The organism is Streptomyces sp. NPDC056347, from assembly GCF_042262625.1.
Classification (GTDB): domain Bacteria; phylum Actinomycetota; class Actinomycetes; order Streptomycetales; family Streptomycetaceae; genus Streptomyces.
Map to the genome: position 1 here is coordinate 1 of NZ_JBHJQP010000182.1, position 15827 is coordinate 15827.

13 protein-coding genes are annotated in these 15827 nt (G+C 73.0%); 8 read left to right on the forward strand and 5 right to left on the reverse strand.

Annotated elements, in window-relative coordinates:
* Positions 1–164: 164 nt before the first annotated feature.
* Genes ACFCV8_RS30390 through ACFCV8_RS30410 form a run of 5 tightly spaced genes read right to left on the reverse strand, consistent with a single transcriptional unit; the run spans position 165 to position 5706 of the window.
* On the reverse strand, positions 165–1298 hold the full coding sequence (locus ACFCV8_RS30390) for an FAD-dependent monooxygenase (protein ID WP_376688695.1): 1134 nt from the start codon (positions 1296–1298) through the stop codon (positions 165–167).
* 54 nt (positions 1299–1352) lie between these two features.
* A complete protein-coding gene (locus tag ACFCV8_RS30395) occupies positions 1353–1922 on the reverse strand; it encodes an ATP/GTP-binding protein (protein ID WP_376688696.1) in 570 nt (189 codons plus the stop codon).
* 6 nt (positions 1923–1928) lie between these two features.
* Positions 1929–2285, reverse strand: coding sequence for a DUF742 domain-containing protein (locus tag ACFCV8_RS30400; RefSeq protein WP_376688707.1), 357 nt, complete (start codon positions 2283–2285; stop codon positions 1929–1931).
* A 44-nt stretch (positions 2286–2329) separates the two neighbouring features.
* A complete protein-coding gene (locus ACFCV8_RS30405) occupies positions 2330–2767 on the reverse strand; it encodes a roadblock/LC7 domain-containing protein (RefSeq protein ID WP_376688697.1) in 438 nt (145 codons plus the stop codon).
* Positions 2764–5706 carry a nitrate- and nitrite sensing domain-containing protein gene (locus ACFCV8_RS30410; protein ID WP_376688698.1) on the reverse strand — a complete coding sequence of 981 codons (2943 nt, stop codon included), beginning with the start codon at positions 5704–5706 and terminating at the stop codon, positions 2764–2766. The genes ACFCV8_RS30405 and ACFCV8_RS30410 overlap by 4 nt, the downstream gene beginning before the upstream one ends.
* A gap of 364 nt (positions 5707–6070) precedes the next feature.
* On the opposite strand from ACFCV8_RS30410, the gene ACFCV8_RS30415 reads away from it, so the two are divergent.
* From ACFCV8_RS30415 to ACFCV8_RS30450, 8 genes are all read left to right on the forward strand, one after another.
* Positions 6071–9010 carry a Na+/H+ antiporter subunit A gene (locus tag ACFCV8_RS30415; RefSeq protein WP_376688699.1) on the forward strand — a complete coding sequence of 980 codons (2940 nt, stop codon included), beginning with the start codon at positions 6071–6073 and terminating at the stop codon, positions 9008–9010.
* Positions 9007–9612, forward strand: coding sequence for a Na(+)/H(+) antiporter subunit C (locus ACFCV8_RS30420; RefSeq protein ID WP_376688700.1), 606 nt, complete (start codon positions 9007–9009; stop codon positions 9610–9612). Before ACFCV8_RS30415 ends, ACFCV8_RS30420 begins: the two co-directional genes overlap by 4 nt.
* Positions 9609–11267: a Na+/H+ antiporter subunit D gene (locus ACFCV8_RS30425; protein ID WP_376688701.1), complete on the forward strand. Its 1659-nt coding sequence runs from the start codon at positions 9609–9611 to the stop codon at positions 11265–11267. Before ACFCV8_RS30420 ends, ACFCV8_RS30425 begins: the two co-directional genes overlap by 4 nt.
* Complete coding sequence (locus tag ACFCV8_RS30430; RefSeq protein ID WP_376688702.1) at positions 11264–11914, forward strand: Na+/H+ antiporter subunit E; 651 nt, start codon at positions 11264–11266, stop codon at positions 11912–11914. Before ACFCV8_RS30425 ends, ACFCV8_RS30430 begins: the two co-directional genes overlap by 4 nt.
* Positions 11911–12285: a monovalent cation/H+ antiporter complex subunit F gene (locus tag ACFCV8_RS30435; protein WP_376688703.1), complete on the forward strand. Its 375-nt coding sequence runs from the start codon at positions 11911–11913 to the stop codon at positions 12283–12285. Before ACFCV8_RS30430 ends, ACFCV8_RS30435 begins: the two co-directional genes overlap by 4 nt.
* Positions 12282–12635, forward strand: coding sequence for a monovalent cation/H(+) antiporter subunit G (gene mnhG, locus ACFCV8_RS30440; RefSeq protein ID WP_376688704.1), 354 nt, complete (start codon positions 12282–12284; stop codon positions 12633–12635). Before ACFCV8_RS30435 ends, mnhG begins: the two co-directional genes overlap by 4 nt.
* Positions 12636–12971: 336 nt before the next feature.
* Positions 12972–13226, forward strand: coding sequence for a hypothetical protein (locus ACFCV8_RS30445; protein ID WP_376688705.1), 255 nt, complete (start codon positions 12972–12974; stop codon positions 13224–13226).
* Between the two features lie 741 nt (positions 13227–13967).
* Positions 13968–15485, forward strand: a complete 1518-nt coding sequence (locus tag ACFCV8_RS30450; RefSeq protein WP_376688706.1) for a hypothetical protein — start codon at positions 13968–13970, stop codon at positions 15483–15485.
* Positions 15486–15827 lie beyond the last annotated feature (342 nt).

A 15827-nucleotide genomic window follows, 5' to 3' on the forward strand; every position in this document is an offset into this window, starting at 1 on the left:
CGGGGGGTTACTCCCCGGCGTGGGCGGTCGTGGGTACCCCCGGGATCGGGGCCGCGCCGGCCGGGGTGGTGATGGAGGGGGGGGCGGTGCTGCCTTCAACCGCCCCGGGGGGGCCGGGCACCTCTTCCCGGGGCCCGCACGGTCCACCGACGCTCCGGCGGATGTCAGTACGGCTGGACCAGCACATGGGCGGCGCCGGGGACGCCGACCTTCAGCAGCTCGTCCTCCTCCGGCGTCGTCGCGCTGCCGGTCTCCTGCTTCAGCACCGCGCGGGACAGGGCCTGCACCCACATGGCCCGGGGGCGGCGACGGGCCTCCCACGCGTCGAGTGCCGCGTCGACGCCGTCCCCGGCGTCCAGCGACTCGGCCAGCACCAGCGCGTCCTCCACGGCCATCGCCGCGCCCTGCGCGAGGTGCGGGGTGGAGGCGTGCGCGGCGTCACCGGCGAGGACGACCCGTCCGACGTGCCACGGCTCCTCGACCGTCACCTGGGAGATGCGCGAGTACACCACCGCGGCCGGGTCGGTGACGGTGGCCAGCGCCTCGGCGACCGGTCCGGAGAACATCGGCAGCCGCTCCGCGAGCTGCTCGTGGGCCCACTCCGGGTCCGGCCGGAATTCCTCGGCCTCCGCGAACACTGCGCCCAGGTACATCAGTTCCTCGGTGATCGGGGTGAGGAGCGCCTTGGCGTCCTTGCCCGCGGTACCCATCACCACACCGCGCACCTGCGGCTGACGGGGGACCGTCACCCGCCAGTTGGCGAAGCCGGTGTACTCGGGGACGTAACGGTCCCCGTAGAGCCGGGTGCGCAGCGGGGAGCCGATGCCGTCGAAGCCGACCACCAGGTCCCAGCGGCCGAAGGAGCCGTCGGACAGGGTGACGTCCACGCCCGAACCGTCGTCGGCCAGCTCGGCGATCGTGGTGCCGAAGCGGATCCTGGCGCCCGCCGCGGTGGCCGCGGAGTTCAGCACCCGGGCCAGGGCGGGGCGCGGGATGCCGTTGTTGGAGGGGGCGTCGCCCATCCGGGGCTGGGGTATCTCGGCGAGGGTGCCGCCCGCCGGGTCGGCGATGGTCAGCACCTCCCACTCGAACCCCGCGGCCAGGCAGTCGTCGAGGACCCCGATCTCCCGCATCACGTGGAGTGCGTTGGACGGCTGGATGATGCCGACGCCGAGCGCGTCCACCTCGTCACGGAGCTCGGCGACCTCGACGGTGTGGCCCCGCCGGGCCAGCGCGGTGGCGAGGGTGAGCCCGCCGATGCCGCCGCCGTGGATCAGGACGCGCAGGGGTGTTGCCATCTCAGGTGTCTCCAGAACGGAAAAGTGTGCGGAAAGGGTCGGGGCGGCCGGCCGTCAGCCGGCCGCTGCGGACAGGCTCATCAGGTGGTCCACCAGGGCCAGCAGGACGTCCCGGCCGAAGGGCCGCTCGCGTACGTCGCCGATCAGCATCGGCACGTGCGGGTCGAGGTCGAGGGCGGCCCTGATCTCGTCCGGGGTGCGGGTGTTGTGGCCGTGGAAGCAGTTGATCGCCACCACGAAGGGGATGTTCCGGCTCTCGTAGAAGTCGATCGAGGCGAAGCTCGTCTCCAGCCTGCGGGTGTCGGCGATCACCACCCCGCCGAGCGCCCCGTTGACCAGGTCGTTCCACATGAACCAGAAACGTTCCTGCCCCGGGGTGCCGAAGAGGTAGACCACCAGCTCGGGACTGACCGTGATGCGGCCGAAGTCCAGCGCCACGGTGGTGGTGTCCTTCTGGCCGATCCCGGCCAGGTCGTCGACGCCGACGCTGGCCTTGGTGAGGTACTCCTCGGTGCGCAGCGGAGCGACCTCGCTGACCGCGCCCACCAGGGTGGTCTTGCCGACGCCGAAGCCTCCGGCGATAAGGATCTTCACGGCGGCGGGGGCCGCCTGACTGCTTGTCATGTTGGTTCAGAGTCTCCGGAGTCCGTCACGAACGGCGGCGAGCATGCCCATGTTGGCGCCGCCCGCCACCCGCGCCACCGAGAGCGGGGCGCGGGCCAGCAGCAGGCCCTGGGCGACGAGGTCGGCCAGCAGGATCTTGGTCACCGACACCGGGAGGCCGAGGTCGGAGGCGACCTCGGCGACCGCCGCCGGGCGGTGGCAGCGCTCCAGGATCATCCGGTGCTCCGGCTGGAGCCGCCCGGGACGGACGGGCGCGCCGTTCTCGTCCCGGGGGTCCTGCGCGGTCGTCACCACCGTGATCAGGCTGAAGTCGTCCCGCTCGGGGGCGGTGCGGCCGTGGGTGATGGTGTACGGACGCACCATCGTGCCCGCCGCGTCCTCCTCCGCCTCGTCGTCCCAGTGCGGGGTCACGCGCGCTGCCCGTCCCCGGTGCCGAAGGCGTCGAACTCGCCGCGGGCCGGCGTGCTGAGCTTCTGGCCGACCTGCTGCACCAGGTTGTGCATGGCGAGCGACATGATCTCGGCGTCCACCTCCTGCGAGGCGATCACGGCGAGGTGGGTGCCCTGGGCGGCCGCGATGATGAAGAGCCAGAGCTCGTTCAGCTCGACGATCACCTGGTGCACACCACCGCCGTCGAAGAGCTGGCCGACCCCGCGGGCCAGGCTCTGCTGGCCGGTGCAGATGGCGGCCAGCCGCTCGGCGTCGGGGCGGCTGATGGTCCGCGAGTGGCTCACCACGAGCCCGTCGTCGGACAGCAGGACGGCGTTCCGGGTCTCGGCCACCGAGTCCACCAGGCCGTCGAGCAGCCAGTCGAGGTCCTGGTGGGTGGCGGTAGTGCGTGTCATGGCCGTTCTTCTCTCGTGGGCAGGGGGAGGGCGGGCGGTGCGGGCCGTGCCGGTGTCTCGTCGGTGGCGCGGGCGGCCCGGGACCGGCGCTGGAACGCTCCGATCGCGGCACCGGCCCGGCGGGGCTCTGTGCGGGGCGGCGGGTTCTGCGGGCGGCTCGGCGGCTGCGGGGCGGCGGGCCGGGCGGCCGCCGGGTCGATCCGCAGTTCGTCGGCCAGGCTGGCCTGCCGGACCCGGCGCGGCAGCGGGGGCTCCGAGCCAGGGGCGGCGGGCCGGCCGGCCCCGTGGTCCGGGGCGTGGGCGAGGTCCGAGCCCGGGTCCGGCGGCGCGGGGTGGTCGGGCTCGGACACCGGGAGCGGGGCGGGCCGGAAGGCCTCCGGCGCGGGCTGCGGCGGGGACGCGGGGTCCGCGCCGGTCCCGGGGGCGTAGGGCGCGGCGTACCCGGCCGGGGGCGGGGAGTACGGCTCCTCGGGTGCGTACGGCGCCTGGTCCACGGGGTACTGCCCGGCGGCCGTCATGTACGGCTGCCCGGCGGTGCCGTACGCGTCCTCGGGTGCCGCGTACGTGCCGTCGGGTGCCACGTACGGGCTCCCGGGCGCCGCGAACGTCCCGCCCGGCTCCGGCGCGGCAGGCTGCTCGGGCGCCGGGTAGGGCTGTGCCCGGCCCGCGAACGGGTCGGCGGGATCGTACGAGTCGGCGGGCTGCGCGTACGGGTCGACGGGTGCCGCGTACGGCTGCGGGTCCTGCTCCGGTGCCGGGCGGGGCGGTTCGGCGGTGGCGTACGGGGCGCCCGCCGCGTTCAGCGCGGTGACTCCGGCGAGGGCCTGGCCCTGCACGCGGGTGGGCAGCGCCTCCTCGGGGCCGGTGTGCGGCGCGGGGACGGACGGGGCCTGCCGCTCGGCGGGGGCCGCCGGGGCGGGGGCCGGGTCCGGGACACCGACCGGGCCGGTGTGCGGCGCGGGCACGGTCAGCTCGTCGGGGACGAGCAGCACCACGCGGGTACCGCCGTACGCCGAGGAGCGGAACTCCACCCGCAGGCCGTGCTGGTCCGCCAGGCGCGCGATCACGTACAGGCCGAGACGGATGTCGTCGGCGTGGGCCAGCACGTCCATCCGGGGCGGACTGGTCATCAGCTCGTTGGCCGCCGCCAGCTGCTCGTCGTCCATCCCCAGGCCCCGGTCCTCGACCTCGATGGCCAGACCGCGGCTCACCTTGGCGGCCCTGACCTCCACCGGGGCGGGCGGCCGGGAGAAGCTGAGCGCGTTCTCGATCAGCTCGGCGAGCACGTGGGAGACGGGGCCGACGGCCCGCTCGGACAGCCAGGGGCTGCCGTCCAGGTCCAGCACCACGCGCCGGTAGTCCTGCACCTCGCCCTGGGCGGAACGCATCACGTCCAGCAGCGGGACCGGCTTGCGCCAGCGCCGGTGCGGGGAGCCGCCCGCGAGGATCACCAGGTTCTCCTCGTACCGCCGCAGTCGGGCGGTGAGGTGGTCGAGGTCGAAGAGGCCGTCGAGGATCTCGGGGTCCTCGTGCTTGCGCTCCAGCTCGTCCAGCTTCTTCAGCTGCTGGCCGATCAGCTGCTGGGTGCGGCGGGCGATGCGCTGGAGCAGCCGCTCGAAGCCCCGGTGCTGGTCGGCCTGTCTGACGGCGGCCCCCAGTGCGCTGGTGCGGGCCAGGTTGAGCGCGTCGCCGAGCTGGGTCAGCTCGTCGCTCCGGCCGTTCCTGGTGTCGTTCTCGATCGCGCGGGCCTCGGCCTCGACATCGATCCGCTCGCCCTGGGCGAGCCGCTCGACGACCTCCGGCAGGGCCTTCTCCAGGGCCTCGGCGCGCTCCTGCAGACTGCCGATCCGGCGACGGAGGTTACGGGTGAGGCGCCAGGTGGTCCAGATGACCGCGACCACCGCGATCAGACCGACGACCGTGGTCAGCACCATCCTGTACAGCAGCGACATCACGCTGCCCAGGCCCACGTCGATCACGGAGGCGGTGCGCTGCTCCAGCAGCTTCTCGATCTGCGGGTCCAGCTCGTCCATCGCCGTGCGCCAGGCCTTCTCCTTGGCGCCGAGGGTGACGAACCCGTCCGCGTCGGCCTCGGTCTGACGCAGGATCTGGCTCTCCAGCCGGGTCTTGGTCTTCCACGCCTCGCTGCGGACGATCGTCTGCCACATGGCCTTCTCGTCCGTGGACAGCAGGGGTACGACCTTGGTGGAGTACTGGAGCTCCTGGCCCGACACCACCTCACGGACCTGCCGCAGGTCCGTGGTGCTCAGCTTCCCCTTCGGCCAGCCGCGCGCCAGCAGGGCGTCCGAACGGGAGATCATCTCCTTGGTCCAGAACAGGTCGACCAGCGGCTGCGAGATCGTGGTGACACGGCCGTTGTCGACGTGGCTGAGCGCCGAGAAGAGTTCGAGGTCGACCGCGATCAGGTCCGTGTAGTAGCGGTACACGGCCTTCTGCTGCTCGTTGCCGCCGTCGTCGACGAGGGCACGCTGGGCGGGCAGCTGGTTGATGGCCTCGCGGGCCTCGGCGACCGCGTCACGGACCTCGCCGGGCGCGTCGTCGGTGGCCACGTCGGAGAGCGACTGGAAGCTCTTGACGGCCTTGTCGGTCTCTATGCGCTGCTGCCGGAGCTCGTCGGTGACGCCCTTGTGCCGGGCGAGCGCCTCGGCGCTCAACCGGCGCTCCTTCTGCAGGTTGTAGTACACGATGTTGGACGGCTGACCGGCCTTCTGGGCCAACTGCCCCTGGGCCGCCATGCGTTGGAAGTCCAGCAGGGTCTGGCCGCTGGTGACGGCCCAGAGGGCGGCCAGCGCTACACCGGGAACGATGGCCAGAACGAGCAGGGCTGTCCGCAGCGACATGGTGGTCGACTCGGTCCGCCGTGAGGCGCGCGTGCGCAGGGCGTGCTCCTTGATGATGCCAGCCTCGGGACTGGTCAAATCCGTTGAGAACTTCGACAAATAGATTTTAGTCACAGTGAATAAATGAAAAAAATCCGGGCTCAGTTGTGCATCCCTGGTCATGCACGCTCTTGTCGCTTACGTGCCGCCCGCGGCCGCATGCCGGGCGTGGCCGAAACCAGCAGGTGCTGACGGGAGCGGCGTGCCGTACGGGTGGAGCGCGTCGAGGGATATATCTCTATTCGGTGCTCTTCGTCCGCTCCGTATCGCTCAGGCCCCGGCCCTCCGACCCCGACCGGCGCGAACCGCTCCCTGCCTCCGTCCGGCGCGAACCGCTCCCTGCTTCCGTCCGGCCCGAACCTCCCTTCGGCGCCGACCGGCGCGCAGCGCCCTCCGGGGCCGCATGACCGCGCTCATCGCCTGCCACTTCGTCCTGGCCGCCTTCGCCCGTCCGCTGGTCAGGGCGCTGGGCAGACGCGCCTTCGTCGTCCTCGCGCTGCCGCCCGCCGCCACCACCGTCTGGGCGGCCACCCAGTGGAACACCGCGGTCTCCGGCTCCTCGGTCACCTGGTCCTGGCCCTGGATGCCCGCGTACGACGTCACCGTCGTCCTGCGGCTCGACGCCCTCGGCGAGCTGATGGTGCTGCTCGCGGCAGGCGTCGGCACGCTCGTCCTGCTGTACTGCGCCTCCTACTTCACCGAAACCACCCCGCGGCTGGCCGGATTCGCCGGGAACCTCCTGGCGTTCGCGGGCGCCATGCTCGCGCTGGTCCTCGCCGACGACCTGATCTCGCTCTACGTGTTCTGGGAACTGACCACGGTCTTCTCCTACCTGCTGATCGGCTACGACAGCGAGCAGAAGCACAGCCGCCGCTCCGCGCTCCAGGCCCTCGTCGTGACCACCCTCGGCGGCCTGGCGATGTTCGTCGGCTTCCTGATCATCGGTCAGGCGACCGGCACGTACCGCATCTCCGCCATCCTCGCCGACCCGCCCGCGGCGACCTGGGCCGTCAGTGTCGCGGTGGCGCTGATCCTGTGCGGGGCCCTGTCGAAGTCGGCGATCTGGCCGTTCAGCCTCTGGCTGCCGAACGCGATGGCCGCCCCCACCCCCGTCAGCGCCTATCTGCACGCCGCCGCGATGGTGAAGGCCGGGGTCTACCTGGTAGCCCGGCTCGCGCCCGGCTTCGCGGACGTGCCCGTCTGGCGCCCCGTCGTGATCGTCCTCGGCGCCGCGACCATGCTGCTCGGCGGCTGGCGGGCGCTGCGCCTGCACGACCTGAAACTCGTCCTCGCCTACGGCACCGTCAGCCAGCTCGGCTTCCTCACCCTGCTCGCCGGGGCCGGTGACCGCGACACCGCGCTGGCCGCCGCCGCCATGATCCTGGGTCATGCCCTGTTCAAGGCACCGCTCTTCCTCGTCACCGGCATCGTCGACCACGCGGCGGGCACCCGCGACCTGCGCCGCCTCTCCGGCGTGGGACGGGCGCTGCCGCACGTCTGCGCGGTCGCGGTGCTCGCCGCCGCCTCCATGGCGGCGCTGCCCCCGCTGCTCGGCTTCGCGGCCAAGGAGGCCGCCTTCACCGCACTGCTGGAGGGCACGGCCGCCGACCGCTGGGCGCTCGGCTTCACCGTCGCGGGCTCGGCGCTGACCGTCGCGTACACCATCCGGTTCGTCTGGGGTGCCTTCGCCCGCAAGCCCGGGGTCGCGGACACCCCGGTGCACCGGGTCGGCCCGGCCTTCCTCGCGCCGCCCGCCCTGCTCGCGCTCTGCGGGCTGGTGTTCGGGCCGGGCGTCGGCCGGCTCGACCCGCTGTTCGCCGCGTACGCCGCCGCCTTCGGGCCGGTCGCCCACCCGTACCACCTCGCGCTGTGGCACGGATTCGAGACCGCGCTGCTGCTCTCCGCCGTCGCCCTCGTCGCCGGTGTGCTGCTCTTCCTGGGCCGCACCACCGTCACCCGGCTCTCCCGGCGGATCGCCTGGCCGACCGCCGACAGCGTCTTCGGCCACATGCTGCTCGGGCTGGAACGGTTCTCCCTCCAGCTCACCGGATTCGTCCAGCGCGGCTCGCTCACCGTCTACCTCGCCACCACCCTGCTGGTGGTGCTGGCCGGTCAGCTCACCGTCCTCGCCCTGGACCGGCCCTGGCGAGGGGCCCTCGCCCCCCGGCTCTGGGACGTTCCGCTCCAGGGCGCCGTCGCCGCACTGACCTGCGCCGCCGCCCTCATGTGCCTGACCGTGCGACGCCGGATGAAGGCCGTGGTCCTGGCCGGACTGACCGGCTACGGCGCCGCGCTGCTCTTCGTCGTGCAGGGCGGCCCGGACCTGGCGCTCACCCAGTTCTGCATGGAGACCGTGTCGATGATCGTGTTCGTGCTGGTGCTGCGCCGGATGCCGGTCCACTTCCAGGAGACCGTCAGCACCTGGCGGCGGGCCGGACGCGTCCCGGTCGCCCTGGCCGCGGCGGCGACACTCGGCGTGGTGGTGTGGGTCGCGGCGGCGGCCCGTACGGCGGATCCGGCGGGCGCGGCCATGGTGGAGGAGGTCGCCCACCACGGACTGAAGGACGTCGTCGCCACCATCCTCGTCGACCTGCGCTCCTGGGACACCATGGGCGAGTCCGCCGTCCTCGCGGCCGCCGCGGTCGGCGTCACCAGCCTCCTCTACCTGCACCGCCGCACCGAACCCGCCCTGCCGCCCGACCGATTGTCCGAGCAGCCCCGGGGCCGTACCGCCTGGTCGCTGACGGCCCCCGGAATGACCGGAATCCCGCACGGCGACGAAGGCGCGCCGGAACGCGACTGGCTCGCCGCCGGATCGACCCTGGCGCCCGAACACCGCTCCGTCGTCTTCGAGGTGGTAGCCCGGCTGCTCTTCCACCCGGTCCTGGTGCTCTCGGTCTACCTGCTGTTCTGCGCCGAGAACATGCCGGGCGGCGGCTTTGTCGCCGGACTCGTCGCCGGACTCGCCCTGATCACCCGCTACCTGGCCGGCGGACGCTTCGAACTCGCCCGGGCCGCACCGCTCCAGCCCGGACTCTTCACCGGCCTCGGACTGTTCGTCTCCACCGGCGTCGCCCTGCTCGGCCTCGCCGACGGAACGGTCCTGCACGCCTGGACCCACCACGGACGGCTGCCCCTGATCGGCGAATACCACATCGGCACCCCCGTCCTCTTCGACTTCGGGGTCTACCTCCTGGTCCTGGGCGTGGTGCTGGACATCGTCCGCGCACTCGGCGCCAAGATCGACCGCCAGATCGAACGCGCGGCGGCCGAGAAGGCCGCCGCCACCGGCGGCGCCGCGCCACCCCGCGAAGCACCCGGCACGGAAGGCGCCCCCGGATGACCGTCAGCGCCAGCCTCCTGGCCACCGCCTCGGTGCTCTGCGCGGTCGGCGGCATCCTCATGCTCACCCGGCCGCTCACCCGCATCCTGCTCGGCGCGGTGATCGCGAGCAACGGCATCAACCTGTTCGTCATCGCCGCGGGCGGACGGGCCGGGGCCGAACCGCTCCTCTACGGCGTCCCGCTCGGCCGGGTCACCGACCCGCTCCCGCAGGCGATCGCCCTCACCGCCATCGTCATCACCCTCGCCACCACCGCCTTCCTGCTCGCCATGGCCTACCGCGGCAGCCAGCTCACCGGCACCGACGAGGTCCACGACGACCAGGAGGACCGCCGCATCATCCTGCGCGCCGAAGTGCTGGGCGAACGCGCCGAACTGCGCGAGCGCTACCGCGCCGCCCCCGGCGTCACCCCCGAGGAACGCGACCACTACCGCGCCGAACGCCGCCGGCTGCGCGCCCGCCTCCGCGCCGACCGCGCCCTCCAGGCCCGCGGCCGCTACGCCACCGGTGACCTCTGGCACGACGTCCTGGGCGCCGACCCCGAGGACTACGCACCACCGCTCGCACACGCGGAAGACACCGACCCGGGAGCCACCGGATGAACGCACTCGTCCCCCTGCCGGTGCTGCTGCCACTCTGCGCCACCGGCCTCAGCCTCGCCTTCGGCACCCGCCTCAAAGAGCTCCAGCGCCTGGTCAGCGTCGCCGTGCTCACCGCCGTACTCGGACTCTCCGTCACCCTGATGATCGCCGCCGACAGCCATGGCCCGCTCACCGTCCACCTCGGCGACTTCGCCCCACCGCTCGGCATCACGCTGGTCGCCGACCGGCTCTCCGGCCTGATGCTCACCGTCTCCTCGGCCGTCACCCTCTGCGTACTGATCTACTCCCTTGGCCAGGGCATGGCCGACCGCGAGGAGGAGACCCCCGTCGCGGTCTTCCACCCCGCCTACCTGATCCTGGTCGCCGGGGTCTCCTGCACCTTCCTCGCGGGCGACCTCGTCAACCTGTACGTCGGCTTCGAGATCATGCTCGTCGCCAGCTTCGTCCTGCTCACCCTCGGCGGCACCGGCCCCCGCATCCGCGCCGGCTCCACCTACGTGATCATCTCGCTGTTCTCCTCGATGCTCTTCCTCACCGCCATCGCCATGACGTACGCGGCGACCGGCACCGCCAACTTCGCCCAGCTCGCGGGCCGCCTCGGCGCCCTCCCGCTCGGCGTCCAGACCCTCATCCAGGCGATGCTGCTCACCGTCTTCGCGGTCAAGGCCGCGGTCTTCCCGCTCGCCGCCTGGCTCCCCGACTCCTACCCCACCGCACCCGCGCCGGTCACCGCCGTCTTCGCCGGACTGCTCACCAAGGTCGGCGTCTACTGCATGCTGCGCACCGAGACCCTCCTCTTCCCCGGCAACCGGCTCGGCGACCTGCTGATGGCCGCCGCCCTCGCCTCGATGGTCGTCGGCATCCTCGGCGCCGTCGCCCAGACCGACCTGAAACGGCTGCTCTCCTTCACCCTCATCAGCCACATCGGCTACATGGTCTTCGGGATCGGCCTCGCCACCCGGGGCGCCTACGGCGGCGCGATCGTCTACGTCGCCCACCACATCACCGTCCAGACCACGCTCTTCCTGGTGACCGGGATGATCGAACGCCGCTCCGGCACCACCGAACTCACCCGGATCGGCGGCCTCGCCCGAGCCGCCCCGCTGCTCGCCCTCCTCTTCTTCGTCCCCGCCATGAACCTGGCCGGCATCCCGCCGCTCTCCGGCTTCATCGGCAAACTCGCCCTGATGCGCGCCGGGGTCGCCGACGGCGGCGCCTGGGCCTGGACCCTGGTGGCTGGCTCGGCCGTGACCAGCCTCCTCACCCTGTACGTCACCGCCAAGGTCTGGAACCTGGCCTTCTGGCGGGCCGCCCCGCCCGGCCAGGCCGCCGACGGCACCGTCCTGGAAGCCGACTCCGACGAGGACGACTCCGACACCGACGACACGGGCCCCGACCACATCCCCGGCACCGGCGACGAACCCGTACACCCCCGCCACCAGCCCGCCGGACGCGCGGTCGCCGCCACCCTGCACGGCCACGCCGTCACCACCACGACCCGGCTGCCCGGACCGATGACCTGGGCCACCGCCGCGACCGTCGCACTCGGCCTCGCCTTCACCGTGTTCGCCGGACCCCTGACCTCGTACACCGACCGCGCCGCCGCCGAACTCCTCGCGCGCGCGCCCTACGTGGAGGCGGTGCTCGGCCGATGAGACGCCGGATCACGTTCTCCTTCGCCGACAAGGAACTCCCGCCCTTCGCCTGCGAGTTCGGCAAGCGCCGGCGCATCCTCGACCTCCCCCTGATCGCCTGGCTCACCTTCATCTGGGTGCTCCTGTGGTCCAGCATGAACTGGGCCAACCTGCTCACCGGCGCGGTCGTCGCCGTGGCCGTCTGCCTGGCCTTCCCGCTGCCCCGCGTCGACCTCGGCCTCCGCCTGCACCCCTGGGGCATCCTGATGCTCGCCGGATACCTGCTCTACGACATGTACACCTCCGGCGTACGGGTCACCCGGCAGATCTTCGTCGACCACCCGCACCGGGCCGCCGTCATCGCCGTACCCCTGCGCTGCCGCTCCGACCTGATGCTCGCGGCCACCGCGGTCGCCGTCTCCAACGTCCCCGGCGGCTCGGTCGTCGAGGTGCGCCGCGCCACGGCCACCCTCTTCCTGCACGTGCTCGACGCGGACCGGCCGGCCGTCCTCGACGCCGCCCGCCGCTCCGTCTGGCGCCTGGAGCGGCTGACCGTACGCGCCTTCGGCACCGCCGACGAGATCGACCGCGTCGCCGCCCCGCCCCCACCGGTCCCGCCGCCCCCACCGGTCCCGCCGGCCCCGCCCGGCAAGGAGGCCCGTCCGTGAGCACACCGCAGACCATCGACCGCGCCCTGCTCACCGCGGCCGTCGTGCTGATCCTCGTCGCCGGGGCGGCGCTCCTCGTCCGCATCCGGCGCGGCCCCTCCATGCTGGACCGGGCCATCGCGCTGGACGTGTGCGCCGCCCTGATCATCGCGGGCCTGGGCGCCAAGTCCGCCTTCGCCCGGGACTCGTTCTACTTCCCGATCATGCTGGTGCTGGCCTTCCTCGGGTTCACCGGCTCGGTCGGCATCGCCCGCTTCATCGCGGTACGCGACCGCCCCCCGCGCCGCACCCCGAACAACGGCACCGGCTCCGGCACCGGCTCCGGCTCCGGCTCCGGCTCCGGCTTCGGCACCGAGGAGAGGCCGCGATGAACCCCTGGTTCCAGACCCTCGACATGGCGGGCGCGCTCCTGGTGTTCGTCGGCGCGGCGATCTGCCTGCTCGGCGTGATCGGCATGCTCCGCCTCCCCGACGTCCTCTCCCGCAGCCACGCCGCCACCAAGCCCCAGACCCTCGGCATGCTCCTGGTCCTCGCCGGGGTCGCCCTGCGCCTGCGCAGCGGCATGGACCTCGCCACCCTCACCCTGATCGGCTTCTTCCAGCTGATGACCGGCCCGGTCGCCGCCCACCTGGTGGCCCGCTCCGCCTACCGCACCGGCCAGATCGACCACGCCGAGCTCCTCTTCGACGAACTGGACGCACAGCTCACGGAGGAGGGCTGACCGAACGAGGGCCGACCGAACGAAGGCTCCGATACCGGCTGGACAGCTGTGCCGGAGCGCGTTGCTTGTCACCGGAGCGCGGTACCTGTCACCGGCCCCCGGGGATCAGTGGAGGGGCGCCGTCGCCCGGCGGCGGACGCCGCCGTCCGAGGACCGGGAACGCGGCATCCCGGGCCAGGGCGTGTCCTGGTGTCTGCTGCGGCTGTTGGAGGGAGCCCGGTATTGCGGGCGGAGGACGTGGGGGAGTTTCTTCGTGGCCGGGTACCGAGTGACGGCTCCCGGCCGCACTGAGCACCAGCCTTCCGGGCGGGTGCCCGCTCGAAAGGAAGAGCCGAGATGGCAGACGATCTCCAACTGTGGACCACCCCCAACCAGCTGGGAGACACCTTCTCCGTGCAGACGCCGGGCGGGGACGGGACGGTGACGCTGAACCAGCCGCTCACGGCCTACGGCGCGACCAACAACTCCAACCGCGATGTCGAGCTCTACGCGCCCAACGAACAAAGCGGCGATCCCGTGCAGTCCATCGGCGGCGGGCAGAGCGTGCCCTTCCCCCAAAGCCAGTCCGTCCAGTCAGTGAAATTCGTATAGGACCGACCACCGTCCTCATGGGCGCCGCCGAACGGCGAGTCCCAGCGGGCATCCGGGGCGGTCGCAGGAGTGGTCGGCGCCATCGCACCGACCACCCTGAGCTCTACCGCGCCGTCTCGACCGCACACGTGCACGCGCCGAACCGGCCCCGGCATGCCGCTCGAAGCCGATCTTCGGCGAACATCAGGTGTCGAAAAGGCTGATCAGCCTCCCGCCGGTGACAAGTAGCCTGAGCAGACAGTGACAACCGGCGGGCTCCGTCCTGCGGCTACGCCCGGGCCGACCAGCGCCTCTGGTGACACCTACCGCGCTCCGGCACAACAGCCCGCCGGGTTCCGGCGGCATGGGCATGGTCCGGCAGGCGTACGCCCCAGAGACTCAGCCGGAAGGGTGCGATGAAATTCCCGGGGCCGGGGGCGGCGACGCCCGAGCGCCTCGTCCAGGAGACGGCGGTGGCCGCACGGCTCTCGGTGCGGAGCGCGGGTACCTCTGTCGGGCGATGGCGCTCATCGACGGCTGCTGGTGGAAGCAGTGATCGCGGAGTGCCAGGTGCTCCGGCTCCCCGTCGCCGTGACCATCGTCATCCCGAACGGAGGCCCCAACTCCCGTAGCTCGAACGGGTTAATCTCGCCAGGTTTCACTCCGGTGCCGCATACGGTGGGGATCGCCGACCGTAACCCGTCCGACACGGTGGGAGACGGCGGCGCGCATCAGGCGGTACGGGACGTGAGGAAGATCGGGATGACGCAGGCCGTGGTGAGCGAGCTGGACGAACGGGTGCCGGGACGCAGGTGGACGGTGCGTCTGGACGCCGTCGACCGCAGCAGTACGACGGTACGCGTCTCGTGCAGCCGCCCCGCCTGCGCCGAGCAGCGCCTGCCGACCGCGGCCGCGGGCCGCGCGGCCGCGGTCGCGCACCTCAAGGCCCATCTGAGTGCCGCCCCCGAGCCCCGGCCCGGGGTGTACTGCGCCTGCCGGGCCGACGGCTGCCAGGGGCACCTGCCCGCCACCGACCGGCCGGGGCGCACCGAACCCTGGCGCTGCGGCGGGCCGATCGTCCTCGCCGTGCTCGCCGACCGGGAGGGCCGCTGGTGGCGGGTCCTGGAGTGCTGCGCCCGGTGCGCGGCGGCCACCCCCGGAGCCCGGACCGCGGGCCGGGCATCCGCGCCCCGGCCCGGCGGGCGACCGGCGCCCGCGGCCGCGGGGGCGCCGCGGTTCTCCGACCACCAGGCCGCCCCGGGTCCGGTTCCGGCGCCCCGTACCGCGCGCGTACGCCGCCGCAAGCCCCTGCCGAAGATCGCCCAGCGGATCATCCCGTACGACCTGCGCCCCCTCACCCTGCGGGACGAGCTCGTCGAGCTCGGCAACCTCTTCCGCTCCTACCAGGAGCGCGAGGAGCCCGATCTGGAGCTCCTGGCCGACCTGCACAGCCGTAAGGCGAGCGCCTTCGTGGCCTGGGCCGATGCCACCGGCGACATCCGGCTGCGGCTGGAGGCCCAGCGGGCCGAGCAGGCCGCCGAGGCCGCCCGCCTCCAGCACCAGCACCGCACCGGCGGCATCGCCGGTGACGGACCCGCGGTGGACCGGCTGCTGTCCGCGCCGGCGCAGTGGGAGCACGCGCGCGCGGTGCTGGCCCACGTGGCCGACAACGCGCCGCTGCCCGGCCCGGAGGCCCGGCTGCTGGTCCTGATGCTGACCCTGCGCACCGCGCACACCGGCACCGGCAATCTCGTCGGCCAGGACCTCGTCATGCTGGGCCTGACGGACCCGGGGGAGCTGGTCGAGCGGCTGACGGACTGCGGCTGGCTGGGCCTCTCCGGCACGGTCGCCGACCTGCTCGTCTCCCGGCCGGAGAACGCCACCCCCATCACCGTCCCCTCCCTGGTCCCGCGGGACGGGGAGCGCCCGTTCACGTTCGGCAGGAAAATGCGGCCCAAGCTCTCCGGCTGGGCCCAGCGGGTCGTCTCGGAGAAGAAGCTCCGCAAGTCCAAGGCCCCCGCCGGCACCCGGCTGCTCGCCCTGACGCTGGCCAGCCGGACGGACGCGGCGGGACGCCTCGGGCCAGAGGGCCGGGGCATCACCCTGGACACGCTGACGGCCCACGTCCCGGTGGGACCGGAAGAGCTCGAGCAGGCGGCCGACCGGCTGACCGCGACCGGCTGGCTCACCGACGCCGTCCTCACCGACACCCACCTCACCGGACAGCTGGCCGAGCGCGTCCTCCCGCTCACCTGCCCCTTCGCGCCGGGCCGGTCCTGACAGCCCGTACCACCACGGCACGGGCGGGCCCCGGCCCGGTTCGGAGCCTGCCGGACCGGGGCCCGCCCTTCCCCCGGTCCGGCAGCGCGTGGTCGCTCCGCCGTCGTCCAGGTACTTGCCGTGGATCCAGCCGAGGCCGCTGCCGTTGTTGTCGCGGATCCACGTCCAACCGTTCCCGTACTCGTTCACGGAGCAGCCGTCGCAGGCGACCGTGGAGCCCTGGCCGACGCTGCCCACCGTGGTGCGGTCGCCGTACGGACTGGTGTGCACGGACGCGCTGCCGGACTGGGAGACCTTGCCGGAACCGTTGTCCTTACGGACAGGGCGAGGGCCCGCTCCGAC